This is a genomic window from Streptomyces spiramyceticus (genome assembly GCF_028807635.1).
GTDB lineage: Bacteria > Actinomycetota > Actinomycetes > Streptomycetales > Streptomycetaceae > Streptomyces > Streptomyces spiramyceticus.
In genome coordinates this window covers 137,944-157,810 of sequence record NZ_JARBAX010000001.1, presented here as the reverse complement: position 1 = coordinate 157,810, position 19,867 = coordinate 137,944, and the positions used below count along the sequence as shown (strand labels likewise).

Below are 19,867 nucleotides of genomic sequence, written 5' to 3'. Positions count from 1 at the left end.
GTGACCCAGGTGCGTATCGAAGATGTGTGGCCGCTGTCGCCGCTCCAGGAAGGGCTGCTTTTCCACGCCCAGTACGACGAGCAGGCCCGTGACGTCTACGTGGAACAGCGCGTCACCGATCTGGCCGCGCCGTTGGACACCGGAGTACTGCGGGCATCCTGGGAGGCGCTGCTGGACCGGCACGCCAGCCTCCGTGCGAGCTTCCAGCAGCCCGCCGGGATGCAGCAGGTCGTGCAGGTGGTGCTCCAGGGAGTGACTCTGCCGTGGCGTGAGGTCGACCTTTCCGGGCTGCCCGCCGCGGAGGCCGAAGCGGAGGCCGTGCGGCTCATGGAAGCCGAGCACGAGCGCCGGTTCGATCTGGCGGTTCCGCCGCTGTTGCGGTTGTTGCTGCTGAAGCTGGACGAGTCGTGTTATCAGCTTGTGCTGACGATGCATCACATTTTGATGGATGGTTGGTCGCTGCCGGTTTTGTTCGGTGAGTTGTCGGAGTTGTACGCGGCTGGCGGCGATGTGTCGGTGCTGCCGCCGGTGACGTCGTATCGGGAGTACTTGGCGTGGTTGGGCCGTCAGGACAAGGATGCGGCGCGGGATGCCTGGCGGGATGCGCTGGCGGGGACCGTCGCCCCGACACTGGTACGCCCGGCCGACCGCGGCGGCGACCTGGCTCTGCCCGAGCACGCGATGGTGCGGGCCGGCGCCGGGCTGACTGAGGCGTTACGCGAGATCGCGCGCGAGCACGGGCTGACGCTCAACACTGTGGTGCAGGGTGTGTGGGGTGTTCTGGTCGGCATGCTGACCGGCCGGAATGACGTGGTCTTCGGTGCTGTGGTGGCCGGTCGTCCGGCTGATCTTCCGGGTGTTGAGCGGATGCTGGGTCTGTTCATCAATACGGTGCCGGTGCGGGTGCGTCTCGATCCGTACCGGACGATCGCGGAGCTGCTGACCGACCTCCAGGTCCAGCAGGCCGAACTCTTCGACCACCAGCATCTGGGACTCGCGGAGATCCAGCGGACAGCGGGCTCCGGTGCGACCTTCGACTCACTGCTCGTCTACCAGAACTACCCGGTGCCGGCCGAGGGCGGCCTAGTCCCGTCCGGCGGACTGCAGATCACCGGATCGGCCAGCTCGGACACCGCCCACTACCCGCTGATCCTGGGCGTCGTCCCGGGCGAGCGGCTGGAACTGCGCTTCGACTACCAGTCCGACCTCTTTGACCCGGTCACCATCCAGGCGCTGGGGGACCGGCTCGTCAGGCTCCTGGAGCAGATCGCCGCCGACCCCGCGTTGCCGGTCGGCCGACTCGACCTTCTGGACCCCCTTGAGCGGAGCACCGTAGTCCAGCACTGGAACGACACCGCTCAGCCGCTGTCCGCCCGCACGCTGCCGGAGCTGTTCGAGGCGCAGGCGGCACGCACGCCGGACGCGGTCGCGGTGGCCGGTGAGGACCTGACGCTGACGTATGCCGAGCTGGACGCCCGGGCCGACCGGGTGGCGCGCTGGCTGGCGGGCCGGGGGGTGGGCCCGGAGAGCCGGGTCGGCGTGGTGATGGACCGGTCGGCCGAGCTGATCGTGGTGCTGCTGGGTGTGGTGAAGGCGGGCGCGGCGTATGTGCCGGTGGACCCGGACTATCCGGCCGAGCGCATCGGATTCATGCTGGGTGACGCGAAACCCGCGCTGGTGCTGAGCACGAGCGCGCATGCGGACAGGCTCGGGCTTGCCGGTGCTGCGAGCTGGGACGATCCGGCGCTGGCCGACGAGGTCGCGGCGCTGGACGGCCCCGTATCGACACTCGTCTCGCCGGACGCTCTGGCCTATGTGATGTATACGTCCGGTTCGACCGGTACGCCGAAGGGCGTTGCCGTGACGCACGAGAACGTGGCGAGCTTTGTCGCGGACCGTAGCTGGCGTGATGACGTGGTCGAGCGAGTGCTCGTTCAGGCGAACCACGCTTTCGACGCGTCGACGTACGAGCTGTGGGTTCCGCTCACGCGCGGCGGCCGGCTGGTCGTCATGCGTCCCGGCGATGTCGACGCGGCCGAGCGCGGCCGGTTGATCGCCGAGCACGGGGTGACGAACGTCCATGCCACGGCCGGTCTGTTCGGGGTGCTGGCGGAGGAGTCGCCGGAGATCTTCGCGGGTGTGCGTGAGGTGTCGACCGGTGGTGATGTGGTCTCCGCATCCGCGATACGGGCGCTGCTGGACGCCCATCCGGATCTGACGGTCCGGTCGACGTACGGGCCGACGGAGACGACAGCCTTCACCACCCAGATCCCGTACGCCGCTGATGACGTCGTTCCGGCGAGTGTGCCCATCGGCCGACCGATGGACAACGCCCAGGTGTACGTCCTGGACGAGTTCCTGCGTCCGGCGGTACCCGGCGTGACCGGGGAACTGTATGTCGCCGGGACCGGGCTCGCCCGAGGCTATGACGGCCGCGCCGGGCTGACGGCGGAGCGGTTCGTCGCGTGCCCGTTCCCCGGCTCCGGGGAGCGGATGTACCGGACGGGTGACCTGGCGCGCTGGTCGTCCGACGGTCAACTGGTGTTCGCCGGACGGGCCGATGACCAGGTGAAGATCCGTGGTTTCCGTATCGAGCCGGGCGAGGTCGAGGCGGTCCTGTCCGGACACGCGAGTGTGGGCCAGGTCGCGGTGATCGTCCGCGAGGACCAGCCGGGCGTGAAGCGGCTCGTCGCCTACGTGGTCGCCGAAGACGCGGGCACGGGCGCAGGCGCGGACGTGAACGCGCTGCTCGACCACGTCGCGGACCGGCTCCCCGACTACATGGTCCCCGCCGCCGTGGTGATCGTGGAATCGCTGCCGGTGACCGTCAACGGCAAGCTCGACCGGGCCGCGCTGCCCGCCCCGGACTTCGGCGGCGCGCTCGGGCGCGGTCCCGCGACGCCGCTCGAAGAGGTGCTCTGCGGGCTGTTCGGCGAGGTACTGGGCCTGGACTGGGTCGGCGCCGAGGACTCCTTCTTCGACATCGGCGGAGACTCGCTCCTCGCGATGCGGCTGATCGCCCGCATCCGGGCGGTGCTGAACGCCGAGGTCACGGTCCGTGAGCTGTTCGGGGCGCCGTCCGCGGCCGGGATGGCCCGGCTTGTGACGAGCCATCAGGGGGCCGTACGGGCGGGCCTCGTCGCACGCGAACGCCCCGACGTACTGCCGCTGTCGTACGGCCAGCAGCGGATGTGGTTCCTCAACCAGCTCGAAGAACAAGGATCCGGCGCCGGATACAACGTGTCGCTCGTCCTGAAACTGTCCGGCGAGCTGGACGTGGCCGCACTGGAAGCGGCCCTCGCGGACGTGGCCGACCGGCACGAGTCGCTCCGTACCGTCTACTCGGAGACCGAGGGCGTACCCGCACAGGAAATCCTGCACGGCCCGGCCGGACACCCGTCCGTCCAGGTCCGCGAGGTCACCGAAGAGAGCCTCCCCGGCCTGCTGGAAGAGGGCATCGCGCGGGGCTTCGATCTCACGCGGGACCTGCCGTGGCGGATCGACCTGCTGGCCCTGTCGTCCACCGAGCACGCCATGCTGCTGGTGGCGCATCACATCGCGGTGGACGGCTGGTCGATGGGCGTCCTGGCCAGGGACCTTCAGACCGCGTACGCGGCGCGGCGTGCGGGATCGGCGGCGGATTGGTCGCCGTTGCCGGTGCAGTACGCCGATTACGCCCTCTGGCAGCGCGAGGTCCTCGGCGACCTGAACGACCCCGACAGCCTCATCAGCGCCCAGCTCGGCTACTGGCGGGAGACCCTGGCCGGCCTCCCCGAGGAACTGCCGCTCCCGGTGGACCGGACGCGGCCCGCGACGTCTTCGTTCCAGGGCGGTTCGCTCCCGGTACGGCTCGGCGCGCACACACATGCCGAGCTGGTCGAAGTGGCCCAGCAGGGCTCGGCGACGATGTTCATGGTCGTCCAGGCCGCGCTGGCGATGCTGCTGGCCCGGCTCGGCACGGGCACCGACATCCCCCTGGGCACCACGGTCGCCGGACGAGGGGACAGCGCTCTCGACGACCTGGCCGGATTCTTCGTCAACACCCTGGTACTGCGTACGGACGCGAGCGGCGACCCCACCTTCGCCGAACTGCTGGCCCGGGTCCGCGAGACCGCCCTGGCCGCCTACACACACCAGGATCTGCCGTTCGAGCGGCTGGTGGACGATCTCAACCCGGTGCGCTCGCTGTCCCGCAACCCGCTGTTCCAGATCATGCTGGTCCTGCAGAACATCCCCCGGGCGGCCGGCCAATGGGAGATGCCAGGGCTGCGCGTGGAGCCGATGCGCGCGGGCGAGACGGTCGCGGCGCGCGTCGACCTGACCGTCAGCCTCGCCGAACAGCGCGACGACCACGGCGCTCCCGCCGGTATGGGCGGCGAACTCCAGTACGCGACGGACCTCTTCGACGAGGCCACGGCCGAGGCGCTGGTCGGGCGACTGGTACGCGTACTGGAACAGGTGGCCGCCGACCCGCAGTTGCGGATCAGCCGGATCGACGTCCTCGACGGCATGGAAGAGCACACGGTCGTCGACGGCTGGAACGACACCGGCCGGGCGGTCCCCGAGACGACGCTGCCCTCGCTGTTCCGGGAACAGGCCGAACGGACCCCGGACGCGATTGCCGTCGTCAGCGACGAAGTCACCCTGACGTACGTGCAGTTGAACGAGCGGGCGAACCGCGTCGCGCACTGGCTGATCGGCCGGGGGGTGGGCCCGGAGGACCGGGTCGGCGTGGTGATGGACCGCTCGGCGGACCTGATCGCCGTACTGCTCGGCGTGCTCAAGGCGGGCGCGGCCTACGTTCCGCTGGACGCCGGTCACCCCGTCGAGCGGCTGCGCGCCGTGGTCGCGGAGGCCGGGGTCTCGGTGGTGCTGGCCGACCGTCCGCTGGACGAGCTCGGCGCCGTCATGGTGAAGGGGCTGCCGGAGCCGGACGGCACGGAAGACCCGCAGGATCTGGCGTCACCGGAGAACCTCGCGTACGTGATGTACACCTCCGGATCCACCGGTGTCCCCAAGGGCGTCGCGGTGACCCACGCCAACGTGATCGCCTTCGTCCTCGACCGCTCCTGGCGCGAGGACGTGGCCGAGCGGGTGCTCGTACAGGCCAATCACGCCTTCGACGCCTCGACGTACGAACTGTGGGTGCCCCTGGTGCGGGGCGGCCGCCTTGTCCTGCTGCGTCCGGGTGACGTCTCCGTCGCCGAGCGCGGGCAGTTGATCGCCGAGCACGAGGTGACGAACGTGCACGCGACGGCCGGTCTGTTCCGGGTGCTCGCGGAGGAGTCGCCGGAGATCTTCACGGGTGTGCGTGAGGTGTCGACCGGTGGTGACCTGGTGTCGGCATCGGCGATCCGGACCCTCGTGGAGGAACATCCCGGACTGGTGGTCCGTACGACCTACGGGCCGACCGAGACGACGGCCTTCACCACACAGATCTCCTACACCACAGGCGACACGGTTCCCGCGAGCACGCCGATCGGGTACCCGATGGACAACAGCCGCGCGTACGTACTGGACGAATTCCTGCGCCCGCTGCCGCCCGGAGTCGTCGGGGAGCTGTACGTCGCTGGTGCCGGGCTGGCTCGCGGGTATGCGGGGCGGTCGGGGCTGACGTCGGAGCGGTTCGTGGCGTGCCCGTTCGGTGGTCGGATGTACCGGACGGGTGACCTGGCGCGCTGGTCGAAAGACGGGCAGCTGCTCTTCGCCGGCCGTGCCGACGACCAGGTGAAGATCCGTGGTTTCCGGATCGAGCCGGGTGAGGTCGAGACGGTACTGGTCGGGCACGGGAATGTCGGTCAGGTTGCGGTGATCGTGCGTGAGGATCAGCCGGGGACGAAACGTCTTGTGGCTTATGTCGTCCCGGCGGGTGAGGAGTTCGACGGGGACGTACTGCGGGAGTTCGCGGCGGGTGTGCTGCCGGACTACATGGTCCCGGCTGCAGTCGTCGCGTTGGAGTCCCTGCCGGTGACGGTGAACGGGAAGCTGGACCGGGCCGCTCTGCCCGCTCCGGATCTGGGCGAAGTGGTGAGCCGGGGTCCGGCAACGCCGGCGGAAGAAGTGCTGTGCGGGCTGTTTGGCCAGCTCCTGGGCCTGGAGCGGGTGGGCGCGGAGGATTCGTTCTTCGACCTCGGCGGTGACTCGCTGCTGGCGATGCGCCTGATCGCCAAAATCCGCTCGGTCCTCGACGCGGAGATCACCATTTCCGCGTTGTTCGGTGCGCCGACGGTTTCGGGGATCGCCCGGCTGGTGGAGAGCGACCGGGGTGTCGTGCGGGCGAGTGTGGGTGTGCGGGAGCGGCCCGAGGTGCTGCCGTTGTCGTTCGGCCAGCAGCGGATGTGGTTCCTGAACCGGATGGAGGAAGCGGGCGCGGGCGCGGGTTACAACGTGCCCTTGGCGCTGCGGCTGTCCGGGGAGCTGGACGTGGACGCACTGCAGGCGGCTCTGCACGATGTGGCCGACCGGCACGAGACGCTGCGCACGACGTTCCCCGAGACCGGGGGTGTTCCCCGGCAGCAGGTCCTGGAGGGTGCCGCCGGCCGGACAGCACTGCGGATCCGCGAGATCGCGCACGACGATCTCCCGGCGACCGTGGCCGAGGTGGCGGGCAGGACCTTCGACCTGACGCACGATCTGCCGTGGCGGACCGAGCTGCTGGTCCTGTCCGAGACCGAACACGTGCTGGTGCTGGTGGCGCATCACATCGCGGTGGACGGTTGGTCGATGGGCGTCCTGGCCCGGGACGTGCGGGCGGCCTTCAGGGCGCGTCTCCAGGGCGCGACGGCGGACTGGTCTCCGTTGCCGGTGCAGTACGCCGACTACGCGCTCTGGCAGCGCGAGGTCCTCGGCGACCTGGACGACCCCGACAGCCTGGTCAGCGCCCAAGTCGGCTATTGGCGAGAGGTGTTGGCCGAACTGCCCGAAGAGCTGGTCCTGCCAGTGGACCGCACGAGACCGGCGGTCTCCTCATTCATCGGCGGGACGGTCACGGTCGAAGTCGACGCCGACGCGCACGCCGGGCTGGTCGAGGCGGCGCAGCGGGGTTCGGCGACGATGTTCATGGTGGTCCAGGCCGCGCTGGCGATGCTGCTGGCCCGGCTCGGCGCGGGTACCGACATCCCTGTCGGCACCGCGATCGCGGGCCGTCCCGACAGTGCCTTGGAGGATCTGGCCGGGTTCTTCATCAACACCCTGGTCCTGCGCACCGACGTCAGCGGCGATCCCACGTTTGCCGAGCTTCTCGCCCGCGTCCGGGAGACCGACCTGTCGGCGTACGCCCACCAGGACGTACCGTTCGAGCGGCTCGTGGAAGACCTCAATTCAGCGCGCTCGTTGTCCCGGCACCCGCTCTTCCAGATCATGCTGGCGGTCCAGAACGACGCCCAGGCGGACGCCTCGTGGGAGCTGCCCGGTCTGCGGGTTCGACCGATGCCGGCGGACGAGACGGTCGTAAGCCGCTTCGACCTGTCCGTCGGACTGAACGAACTGCGCGACGAACAGGGCGTCCCGGCAGGACTGCGCGGCACTGTGCAGTACGCCACTGACCTGTTCGACGAACACACCGTTCGCGCTCTGGCCGACCGCCTGCGGCATGTCCTGGAGCAGATCGCCGCCGACCCGGGGGTACGGATCAGTCGGCTCGACGTGCTGGATGCGAGCGAAGAGCGGCAGGTCATCGAGGAGTGGAACGACACTGCTCGGTCGGTTTCTGCGGTGACGTTGCCGGATTTGTTCGGGGCGCAGGTGGCGCGGGCTCCGGGTGCTGTTGCGGTTGTTGGCGGTGATGTGTCGCTGACGTATGCGGAGTTGGACGAGCGGGCGAACAGGGTGGCGCAGGGGCTGATCGGCCGGGGTGTGGGTCTGGAGGGCCGGGTCGGTGTGGTGATGGACCGGTCGGCGGATCTCGTTGCTGTGTTGTTGGGTGTGGTGAAGGCCGGTGCGGCGTATGTGCCGTTGGACTCTGGTCATCCGGTGGAGCGGTTGCGTGCGGTGGTGGCGGAGGCCGGGGTCTCTGTGGTGGTGGCCGATCGTGAGTTGGACGGTCTTGAGACGACTGCGGTGGCGGGGCTTTTTGAGGCTGAGCCGGTGGATCCGGGGCTGGTTCTGTCGCCGGACAGCCTGGCGTATGTGATGTATACGTCGGGTTCGACCGGTACGCCGAAGGGTGTGGCGGTGACGCACGGGAATGTGGCGAGCTTCGTCGCGGACCGTAGCTGGCGTGATGACGTGGTGGAGCGGGCGTTGGTTCAGGCGAACCATGCTTTTGATGCGTCGACGTATGAGTTGTGGGTGCCGCTCACACGCGGTGGTCGACTGATCCTGTTGCCGCATGGTGAGAAGGACGCGGCCGCGCGCGGCCGGTTGATAGCCGAGCACGGGATCACCAACGTGCACGCCACGGCTGGTCTGTTCCGGGTGCTGGCGGAGGAGTCTCCGCAGATTTTCTCGGGTGTGCGTGAGGTGTCGACCGGTGGTGATGTGGTCTCTGCTTCGGCGATACGGGCGCTGCTGGACGCCCATCCGGGTCTTACGGTCCGGTCGACGTACGGTCCTACGGAGACGACCGCGTTTACCACGCAGATCCCGTACAGCGCCGGTGATGTTGTTCCGGTGAGTGTGCCGATCGGCCGACCGATGGACAACGCCGGGACGTACGTACTGGACGAATTCCTGCGTCCGGTCGCACCGGGTGTGACGGGGGAGTTGTATGTCGCGGGTTCCGGTCTGGCCCGTGGTTATGACGGCCGTGCCGGGCTGACGGCGGAGCGGTTCGTCGCTTGCCCGTACGGGGGCCGCATGTACCGCACCGGCGACTTGGTCCGCTGGACGCCGGATGGGCAGCTCCTCTTCGAGGGCCGTGCCGATGACCAGGTGAAGATCCGTGGTTTCCGGATCGAGCTCGGTGAGGTCGAGGCGGTGCTGGCCGCGCACGAGAGCGTAGGCCAGGTCGCTGTGATCGTCAGGGAAGACCAGCCGGGCGTGAAGCGGATGGTCGCCTACGTCGTCCCGGCCGGTCAGGAGATCGACGCCGACCTGCTGCGGCAGTACGTCGCGGGCAAGCTGCCGGACTACATGGTCCCCACCGCGATCGTGCAGCTCGAAACCCTGCCCGTCACGGTGAACGGCAAGCTCGACCGCGCCGCCCTCCCCGCCCCCAAGTTCGACGGCGGCGAAGGCCGTGCTCCGGCGACCCCGGCGGAGGAAGCGTTGTGCGCACTGTTCGCCGAGGTGCTGGGGCTGGAGCAAGTGAGCGCCGACGGCTCGTTCTTCGAGCTCGGCGGTGACTCACTCCTCGCGATGCGCCTGATCTCGAAGATCCGGTCCGAGCTGAATGCCGAGGTCAACATCCGGGAGCTGTTCGGTGCGCCGACCGTCGCCGGAATGGCCCGGCTGGTGGAGAGAGACCAGGGCGTCGTACGAGCGGGTGTCGTCGTACGGGAACGGCCAGACGTGCTGCCCCTGTCCTTCGGCCAGCAACGGATGTGGTTCCTCAACCGGCTCGAAGAAGCCGGAGGGGGCGCCGCCTACAACGTCTCCCTGTCCGTACGGCTGACCGGTGACCTGGACGTCACCGCCTTCGAAGCGGCGCTCGGTGACGTCGCCGACCGGCACGAGACGCTCCGCACGGTCTTCACGGAGACCGACGGTGTTCCCCAGCAACGCATCCTGGAGGGCCCCGGATCCCGTCCGAACCTGCACGTTCGCCGTTCAACCCACGCCGAGCTGCCCGGCCTCGTGGCCGCCGCCGGTGACCGGGGGTTCAACCTGTCCACCGACCTGCCGTGGCGCGTCGAGCTCCTGACCCTCTCCACCACCGAACACGTTCTTGTACTGGTGGCACATCACATCGCCGTGGACGGCTGGTCCATGGGCGTCCTCGCCCGGGATCTGTGGGCCGCCTACAAGGCCCGCCACGCGGGAGAGGGCCCCGACTGGACACCTCTGCCCGTCCAGTACGCCGACTACGCGCTCTGGCAGCGCGAGGTCCTGGGCGATCCCGACGACCCCGAAAGCCTGATCAGCGGCCAGCTCGGTTACTGGCGGGACGCCCTGGCGGACATCACCGAGGAACTCGTACTCCCCGTGGACCGGGCGCGGCCCGCCGTCGCCACCTTCCAGGGCCGGTCGGTACGGGTCCAGGTCGCCGCCGGAGCGCACGCCGGGCTCGTGGACGTCGCCGAGCGGAGTTCGGCCACGATGTTCATGGTCGTCCAGGCCGCGCTGGCCGTGCTGCTGAGCCGTCTCGGCGCGGGCACCGACATCCCCATCGGCACCGCGATCGCCGGCCGCGGCGACAGCTCGCTCGACGATCTGGCCGGGTTCTTCATCAACACCCTGGTCCTGCGCACCGACACGGGCGGCGACCCCACCTTCGCCGAACTTCTCGCCCGCGTCCGGGAGGCCGACCTGGGCGCCTACGCCCACCAGGACATGCCGTTCGAGCGGCTGGTGGACGAGCTCAACCCGGCTCGTTCGCTGTCCCGGCACCCGCTGTTCCAGATCATGCTGATCCTGCAGAACGTGCCCCGGACCGAGACCCCGTGGGACGTGCCGGGCCTGAGCATCGAGCCGATGCCCGTCGACGAGAACGTGGCGGCCAGATTCGACCTGTCCGTAAACCTCTCCGAACAGCGCGACGAGCAGGGAATCCCCGCGGGGATCGTCGGCAGCCTCCAGTACGCCACCGACCTGTTCGACGAGCCGACCGCGGTGGCTCTGGCGGCACGTCTGACCCAGGTCCTGGAGCAGGTCGCGGCCGACCCGGACGTCCGGATCAGCCAGGTCGACGTACTCGACGAGACCGAGCGCCGCGCGGTGCTCGACGAGTGGAACGACTCCGCCCGGCCGATCCCGGCCGCGACCCTGCCCGAGCTGTTCCAGGCCCAGGTCGCGCGAACACCCGCCGAGCCGGCGCTGATCGGCGAGACGTCGTTCGACTATGCGGAGCTGGAGCGACGCGCCAACCGGGTGGCGCACTGGCTGATCGGCCGGGGCATCGGCCCGGAGGACCGGGTCGGCGTACTGATGGAGCGCTCGGCCGACCTGGTCGTGGTTCTGCTCGGCGTGATGAAGGCCGGAGCGGCCTACATTCCGGTGGACCCGAACTACCCTTCCGAGCGGATCAAGTTCGTGCTCGCCGACGCCCTGCCCGCGCTGGTGCTGTGCACGAGCGGGACCGACGGCCTGCTCGCCGACGGGGTCGAGCGGGTGGTGTGGGACGACCCCGCGACGGTGGCCGAGATCGAGGACCGTCCGGTGAGCGCACCGGTGGTTGCACTGCATCCTGAACATCCCGCGTATGTGATCTACACGTCCGGTTCGACCGGTGTTCCCAAGGGAGTGGTCGTCACCCACGCGGGTCTCGCCAGCCTGTCCGGCTGCCAGATCGACCGGTTCGGGGTGGGGCCGGGTTCGCGGGTGCTGCAGTTCGCTGCGCTGGGCTTCGACGCCTCCGTATGGGAACTGGTCATGGCGCTGACGTCCGGGGCGGCCCTCGTCACGGCCCCCGCTGACCGGATGCCGCCCTATGCGCCGCTGGAGGACCTCCTCGGCGAGTACGGGATCACGCACATGACGTTGCCGCCCTCGGTGCTGGCCGGTACCGCTCAACTGCCTGCGTCCGTCGAGACGGTCGTCGTGGCGGGCGAGGCCTGCCCGCCGTCCCTGGTTGCCGAATGGTCTCAGCGGCTGAACCTGGTCAACGCGTACGGGCCGACCGAGACGACGATCTGCGCGACGATGTCCGGCGCGCTGACGCCCGAGCCGGGGCGGACCGCCGTGCCGATCGGCGGCCCGGTGTGGAACAGCCGGGTGTTCGTGCTGGACGAGTTCCTGCATCCGGTCGCACCGGGGGTCACAGGTGACTTGTACGTCGCTGGTGCCGGGCTGGCTCGCGGGTATGCGGGGCGGTCGGGGCTGACGTCGGAGCGGTTCGTGGCGTGCCCGTTCGGTGGTCGGATGTACCGGACGGGTGACCTGGCGCGCTGGTCGTCCGACGGTCAGCTGGTGTTCGCGGGCCGGGCCGATGATCAGGTGAAGATCCGTGGTTTCCGGATCGAGCCGGGTGAGGTCGAGGCGGTGCTGGCCGGGCACGGGGGTGTCGGTCAGGTCGCGGTGATTGTGCGTGAGGATCAGCCGGGTGCCAAGCGGCTGGTGGCTTATGTCGTCCCGGCCGACGAGGAGTTCGACGGGGACGGTCTTCGGGAGTTCGCGGCGGGTGTGCTGCCGGACTACATGGTTCCGGCCGCTGTCGTCGCGCTGGACGCCCTGCCCATGACGGTGAACGGCAAGCTCGACCGCGCTGCCCTCCCCGCCCCCGAGTTCGGCCACAGCGAAGGTCGCGCGCCGGTCACCCCGGCGGAGGAGGCGTTGTGCGCGTTGTTTGCCGAGGTGCTGGGACTGGAGCAAGTGAGCGCCGACGGCTCGTTCTTCGAGCTCGGCGGTGACTCGCTCCTCGCGATGCGCCTGATTTCCAAGGTGCTCTCGGTCCTGGACGTCGAGATCAACATCCGGGAGCTGTTCGGTGCGCCGACGGTTGCGGGGATCGCCCGGCTGGTGGAGAGCGACCGGGGTGTCGTACGGGCGGGTGTGGGTGTGCGGGAGCGGCCCGAGGTGCTGCCGTTGTCGTTCGGCCAGCAGCGGATGTGGTTCCTGAACCGGATGGAGGAGGCAGGCGCGGGCGCAGGTTACAACGTGCCCTTGGCGCTGCGCCTGACCGGCGAGCTGGACGTGGACGCACTGCAGGCGGCTCTGCACAATGTGGCCGACCGGCACGAGACGCTGCGCACCACATTCCCCACGACCGGAGGTGTTCCCCGCCAGCAGGTCCTGGACGGCGCCGCCGGCCGCACGGCCCTCCACGTCCGGAACGTCACGCCGACAGACCTGCCCTCGGCTGTGGCCGAGGTGGCGGGCAGGACCTTCGACCTGACGCACGACCTGCCGTGGCGGACCGAGCTGCTCGTCCTGTCCGACACCGAGTCCGTGCTGGTGCTGGTCGCGCATCACATCGCGGTGGACGGCTGGTCGATGGGCGTCCTGGCGCGCGACCTGCGAACAGCCTTCGGAGCCCGCCTGCACGGTACGGAGGCCGACTGGTCTCCGTTGCCGGTGCAGTACGCCGACTACGCGCTCTGGCAGCGCGAGGTCCTCGGCGACCTGGACGACCCCGACAGCCTGGTCAGCGCCCAAGTCGGCTACTGGCGCGAGGCACTGGCCGAGCTCCCCGAGGAACTGCTCCTCCCGGCGGACCGGACGAGGCCCGCGGTCTCGTCCTACCGGGGCGGCTCGGTTCCGGTGGAGATCGACGCCGAGGCCCACGCCGGGCTGGTCGAGGCGGCGCAGCGGGGTTCGGCGACGATGTTCATGGTGGTCCAGGCCGGGTTGGCGATGCTGCTGGCCCGACTCGGCGCGGGTACCGACATCCCTGTCGGCACCGCGATCGCGGGCCGTCCCGACAGTGCCTTGGAGGATCTGGCCGGGTTCTTCATCAACACCCTGGTCCTGCGCACCGACGTCAGCGGCGATCCCACGTTTGCCGAGCTTCTCGCCCGCGTCCGGGAGACCGACCTGTCGGCGTACGCCCACCAGGACGTACCGTTCGAGCGGCTCGTGGAAGACCTCAACCCGGCCCGGTCCTTGTCCCGGCACCCGCTCTTCCAGATCATGCTCGTACTGCAGAACCTCCCCCAGGAGGGATCCTCCTGGGATCTGCCGGAGCTGGACGTCCGGCCGATGCCGGCGGAAGACACCGTCGCGGCCCGGTTCGATCTGTCCATCACGCTGGCCGAACGCCGCGACGAGAACGGCAGCCCGGCCGGGATCGTCGGCGACCTCCTGTACGCCACCGACCTGTTCGACGCCGGCACCGCGCAGGCTCTGACGGCCCGGCTGGCCGAGGTTCTACGGCAGGTGGCGGCCGACCCGGACCTCCCGGTCAGCAGGCTCGACATCCTCGACGACGCCGAGCGCCAACAGGTGGTCGAAGGCTGGAACGACACCACCCGGCCGGTGCCGGAGACGTCGCTGGCCGCACTGTTCACGGCACAGGCGGCCCGTACACCGGACGCGGTCGCCCTGATCGGCGCCGACGACGACGTAACGCTGACCTATGCCGAGCTGGACGCCCGGTCCGACCGGGTCGCGCGCTGGCTGGCGGACCGGGGCGTGCGCCTGGAGAGCCGGGTCGGGGTGGTGATGGACCGTTCGGCCGACCTGGTCGTGCTGTTGCTCGGAGTGGTGAAGTCCGGTGCGGCGTATGTGCCGGTGGACCCGTCCTATCCGGCCGAGCGGATCACTCAGATCCTGCGCGGCGCGGCCCCCGAGGTCGTGCTCTGCACGCACGACACCGCGGGTCTGCTCTCCGGACCGGAAACGGAGCGGGTCGTCTGGGACGACCCCGAGGTGGTGGCCGAGGTCGCATCCTGCTCGGGCCCCGCCCCCGAGAGCCGGGCGTCGGCGGGATCGGCGGTGTACGTGATGTTCACGTCGGGCTCGACCGGAGCACCGAAGGGCATCGTGGCCACGCACGGCGGTGTCACCGGACTCGTACTCGACCGGGGCTGGGCCGTAGGGCCAGGGGACCGGGTCCTGATGCACGCCCCCCACGCTTTCGACGCTTCGACGTACGAGGTGTGGGCGCCGCTGGTGCGCGGCGGTGCGGTGGTGGTCGCTCCTGCGGGGGCCGTGGACGGCGCGGTGCTGGCCGGACTGGTCGAGACGTACGACCTGACCACGGTCCATGTCACGGCCGGCCTGTTCGGCGTCCTGGCGGAGGAGTCTCCCGAATCGTTGTCGGGACTGGACGAGGTGCTCACCGGCGGTGACGTCGTCCCGGCCGGTTCGGTCGCCCGAGTGCTGGAGACAGTGCCCGGGCTGCGGGTGCGGCATCTGTACGGGCCTACGGAATCGACGTTGTGCTCCACCACGTTCGTGGTGGAATCCGGAGCCGAAGCCCCGGCCGTGCTGCCCATCGGATCGCCGATGGACAACGTCCGGACGTACGTACTGGACGAGTTCCTCCAGCCGGTCGCGCCGGGCGTGATCGCGGAGCTGTACCTGGCCGGACCGGGACTGGCCCGCGGTTATGACGACCGGGCCGCCCTGACGTCGGAGCGGTTCGTGGCGTGCCCGTTCGGCGGCCGGATGTACCGGACCGGTGACCTGGCGCGCTGGTCGAAGGACGGGCAGCTGCTCTTCGCGAGCCGTGCCGACGACCAGGTGAAGATCCGTGGATTCCGGATCGAGCCCGGCGAGATCGACGCGGTGCTGATCGGGCACGGGAGTGTCGGTCAGGTCGCGGTGATCGTGCGTGAGGACCAGCCGGGGACCAAGAGGCTCGTTGCCTATGTCGTCCCGGCCGGCGATGAGTTCGACGGAGACGTACTGCGGGAGTATGCGGCGGGTGTGCTGCCGGACTACATGGTTCCGGCCGCTGTCGTTGCGTTGGAATCCCTGCCGGTGACGGTGAACGGGAAGCTGGACCGGGCCGCCCTGCCCGCTCCGGACTTCGGCAGCGGCGAACACCGTGCTCCGGCCACCCCGGCGGAGGAAGCGTTGTGCGCGCTGTTCGCCGAGGTGCTGGGTCTGGAGCAAGTGAGCGCCGACGGCTCGTTCTTCGAGCTCGGCGGTGACTCACTGCTTGCGATGCGGCTGATCGCAAAAGTGCGCTCGGTCCTGGACGTCGAGATCAACATCCGCGAAGTGTTCTCCGTGCCGACCGTCGCCGCAATGGCCAGGCTGGTCGAGAGCGGCCAGGGTGATGCACGGGCCGGTGTGGTCGTGCGGGAACGGCCCGAGGTGCTGCCGCTGTCGTTCGGCCAGCAGCGGATGTGGTTCCTCAACCGGATGGAAGAAGCGGGCGCGGGTGCGGCGTACAACGTGCCGCTGGCGCTCGGACTGACCGGTGAGCTGGACATCGCAGCCCTTGACGCGGCGATCGGCGACGTCGCCGACCGGCACGAGACGCTCCGTACCGTGTTCCCCTCGACGGACGGCAGCCCCCGACAGGAGATCCTCGAAGGCCGTCCGGACCTCAACGTCCGGAACGTCACCCGGACCGAACTCCCCGGCGCCATGGCCGAGGTGGCGGGCAAGGGCTTCGACCTGGCCCGCGATCTGCCGTGGCGGACCGAGCTGTTGACCGTCTCCGCTACGGAACACGTGCTGGTGATCGTGGCCCACCACATCGCCGTGGACGGCTGGTCCATGGGCGTCCTGGAGCGGGACGTGCAGGCGGCCTACAAGGCCCGGCAGACCGGCTCCGAGCCGGGCTGGGCGCCACTGCCGGTGCAGTACGCCGACTACACGCTCTGGCAGCGCGAGGTCCTCGGCGAACTGGACGACCCCGACAGCCTGATCAGCGCTCAGCTGGGATACTGGCGCGAGGTGTTGGCAGGTCTGCCCGAGGAACTGACGCTGCCGGTGGACCGGAACCGGCCCGCGATCTCGTCCTTCCAGGGCGGATCCGTACCCCTCCGGCTCGACGCGGAGGCCCACGCCGCCCTGACGGAGGTGGCGCGGCAGAGTTCGGCCACCATGTTCATGGTCGTCCAGGCCGCGCTGGCGATGCTGCTGGCCCGGCTCGGCGCGGGGACCGACATTCCCGTCGGCACCGCGGTCGCCGGCCGGGCCGACAGCGCGGTGGAGGACCTGGCCGGGTTCTTCATCAACACCCTGGTGCTGCGCACCGACGTCAGCGGCGACCCCACGTTCGAGGAGCTGCTGGCCAGGGTCCGTGACACGGACCTGGCGGCCTACGCCCACCAGGATCTGCCGTTCGAGCGGCTCGTGGACGACCTCGACCATGTGCGCTCGCTCGCCCGGCAGCCGCTCTTCCAGATCATGCTGGCCCTGCACTCCAGCGGCCCGGCCCAGGACTCGTGGGACCTGCCCGGCCTCCAGGTGGAGCAGCTGAACCCGGACCACGCCGTCGCGGCCCGCTTCGACCTGTCGGTCACGCTGGGCGAGTTCCGCGACGAGACCGGGACACCCGACGGCATCGGCGGCACTCTCCAGTACGCCACCGACCTGTTCGACGAGAACACCGCCCAGGCCCTTTCCGACCGGCTGGTCAAGGTGCTGGAACAGATAGCCGCCGATCCGCGGGTGCGGGTCGGCAAGCTCGACATCATCGACCCCGAGGAGCAGCGGACGGTCCTCCGTGAATGGAACGACACCGCACACCCGGTGGCCGCCACCACCCTGCCGGAGCTCTTCGAGCGCCAGGTCGAACGCACCCCCGACGCGATCGCGATCGCGGCCCGGGATGCCACGCTGACGTATGCGGAGGCGGACGCGCTGGCCAACCGGGTCGCGCACTGGCTGATCGGCCGGGGGGCAGGACCCGACGACCGGATCGCCGTGGTGATGGACCGGTCGGCCGACCTGCTGGTGGTGCTGCTGGGCGTGGTGAAGGCGGGCGCGGCGTACGTGCCGGTCGACCCGGACTGTCCGGCCGAGCGCATCGGGCTCATGCTCGCCGACGCGGAGCCCGCTCTGGTGCTGTGCACCAGGACGACCCGGGGCGTTCTGCCGGACGAGTACGACCACGTGGTGTGGGAAGAGGCCGTCGCCGGGATGGCGCTCTGCCCGCCGATTGCGCCCCGCGAGGGCGACCGTTCGGCGCCGCTGCTGCCCGGTCACCTGGCGTACGTGATGTACACATCCGGGTCGACCGGTACGCCCAAGGGCGTCGCGGTGACACACCGGAACGTCGTGAGCTTCGCCGAGGACCGGAGCTGGCGCGAGGACGTCGTCGAGCGTGTCCTGGTGCAGGCCAATCATGCCTTCGACGCTTCGACGTACGAGATCTGGGTGACCCTCGCGCATGGTGGCCGGCTGGTCGTCATGCCCCCGGGCGACGTCGGCGCGGCCGAGCGGGGCCGGCTGATCTCCGAGCACGGCGTCACCAACGTGCATGCCACCGCAGGGCTGTTCAGCCTCCTGGCCGAGGAGTCGCCCCAGATCTTCGCCGGGGTCCGCGAGGTCTCGACCGGTGGTGACGTGGTGTCGGCCTCAGCGATCCGCACCCTGCTGGAGGCGCATCCCGGGCTGGTGGTCCGCACGACGTACGGGCCGACCGAGACGACGGCGTTCACCACCCAGATCCCGTACACCGCCGCCGACACAGTCCCGTCGAACGTGCCGATCGGCCGCCCGATGGACAACAGTCGGACGTTTGTGCTGGACGAATTCCTGCACCCGCTCTCGCCCGGAGTGACCGGCGAGCTGTACGTCGCCGGCGCGGGTCTGGCCCGGAGTTACGCGGGACGGGCGGGACTGACGGCTGAACGGTTCGTCGCCTGCCCGTTCACCGACAACGCCGAACGGATGTACCGGACCGGCGACTTGGCGCGCTGGTCGCCCGAGGGCGAGCTGGTGTTCGCGGGCCGGGCCGATGATCAGGTCAAGATTCGCGGGTTCCGGATCGAGCCGGGCGAGGTCGAGTCGGTGCTGGCCGGACACGAAGGCGTCGGCCAGGTCGCGGTGACCGTACGCGAGGACCAGCCCGGGACAAAGCGCCTGGTCGCCTACGTCGTCCCGGCCGACCCGGGGCTGGACGGGAACACCCTGCGGGAGTACGCGGCGCGTGCACTGCCTGACTACATGGTGCCGTCCGCGGTCATGATGATGGCGACCCTGCCCGTCACGGTGAACGGCAAGCTGGACCGGGCGGCTCTGCCGTCCCCGGACCCCGGCGGCCCCGGGACGGGCCGGGAGGCGGCAACGCTGGTGGAAGCGGTCCTGTGCGGGTTGTTCGCCGAAGTCCTGGGCGTGGACCGGGTCGGCGCCGAAGAGTCGTTCTTCGACCTGGGCGGCGATTCTCTGCTGGCGATGCGGCTGATCGAGCGGATCCGGACCGTACTCGACACGGAGATCAACATCCGGGAGCTGTTCGCCGGGCCGACGGCCGCCTCGGTCGCCGCGGTGCTCGACAAGGACTCCGACGCCACGGGCGACTACGAAATGATCCTGCCACTGCGGACCGGCGGCGACCGGCCACCGCTGTTCTGCCTGCATTCCGGCGGGGGCCTCAGCTGGCACTACGCGGCTCTGGTGAACCACTTGCCGGCCGAATACCCCATATACGGCTTGCAGGCGCGCGGACTTACCGGAACCGACGCGCTGCCCGAAAGTGTCGAGGAAATGGCGGCCGACTACGCCGAGCAGATCCGCTCCGTACAGCCGAGCGGGCCCTACCACCTTCTGGGGTGGTCCTTCGGCGGAGTGGTCGCCCACGCTGTCGCGGCGCACCTCCAGCGGGAGGGCGACACGGTCGGAATGCTGGCCATTCTGGACGGATATCCGAACCGCGAGATAACGACGGCGAACGAGAAGGGAAACGTCAGCGGCGAAGGCAGTGGGGAATTCGCGGGATTCGGCGAGCTCCGGCCCGGGGAACAGCCGGTGCTGCTCATCGACGGCGACGTCGTGACCGGCGCCCCCGAGGCGGCCGCAGTTGAGCAGGCCGACGTAAAACTGGGCGATGAGACGTTGTCGGTCGTCCAGAAGGCCGAAGAGAACAATCTGCGGCTTCTGCAGAGATTCACTCCCGGCTTCGTAGAGGGAGACATTCTCCTTTTCGTGGCGACACTCGGCCGCCCGGAGCTCATGTCGGCCGAGGCCGCTCCAGAATCCTGGCGCCCCTATGTCAAGGGCGATGTGGAGACCCACTCCATTGAGTGCGACCACCGTCAATTGGTAAAGGCGGAACCGCTCGTTGAGATCGCCCGCGTGGTTTTGGAGAAGCTCGGGCACCAGCGTTCTTGATACCTCGCCGAAACCCCCCGAACCGTAACGTCTGATCAAGCGTCCCGGCTACGACAGCGCCCGGTCGCTGACGAAGCCAACAGGAACCTCCACGAGA

Annotated in this window: 1 protein-coding gene; it reads left to right on the top strand. The window is 69.6% G+C overall.

The features are described from left to right. Positions 1–19,770, top strand: a complete 19,770-nt coding sequence (locus PXH83_RS00610; protein ID WP_274555407.1) for a non-ribosomal peptide synthase/polyketide synthase — start codon at positions 1–3, stop codon at positions 19,768–19,770. Positions 19,771–19,867: the final 97 nt, after the last annotated feature.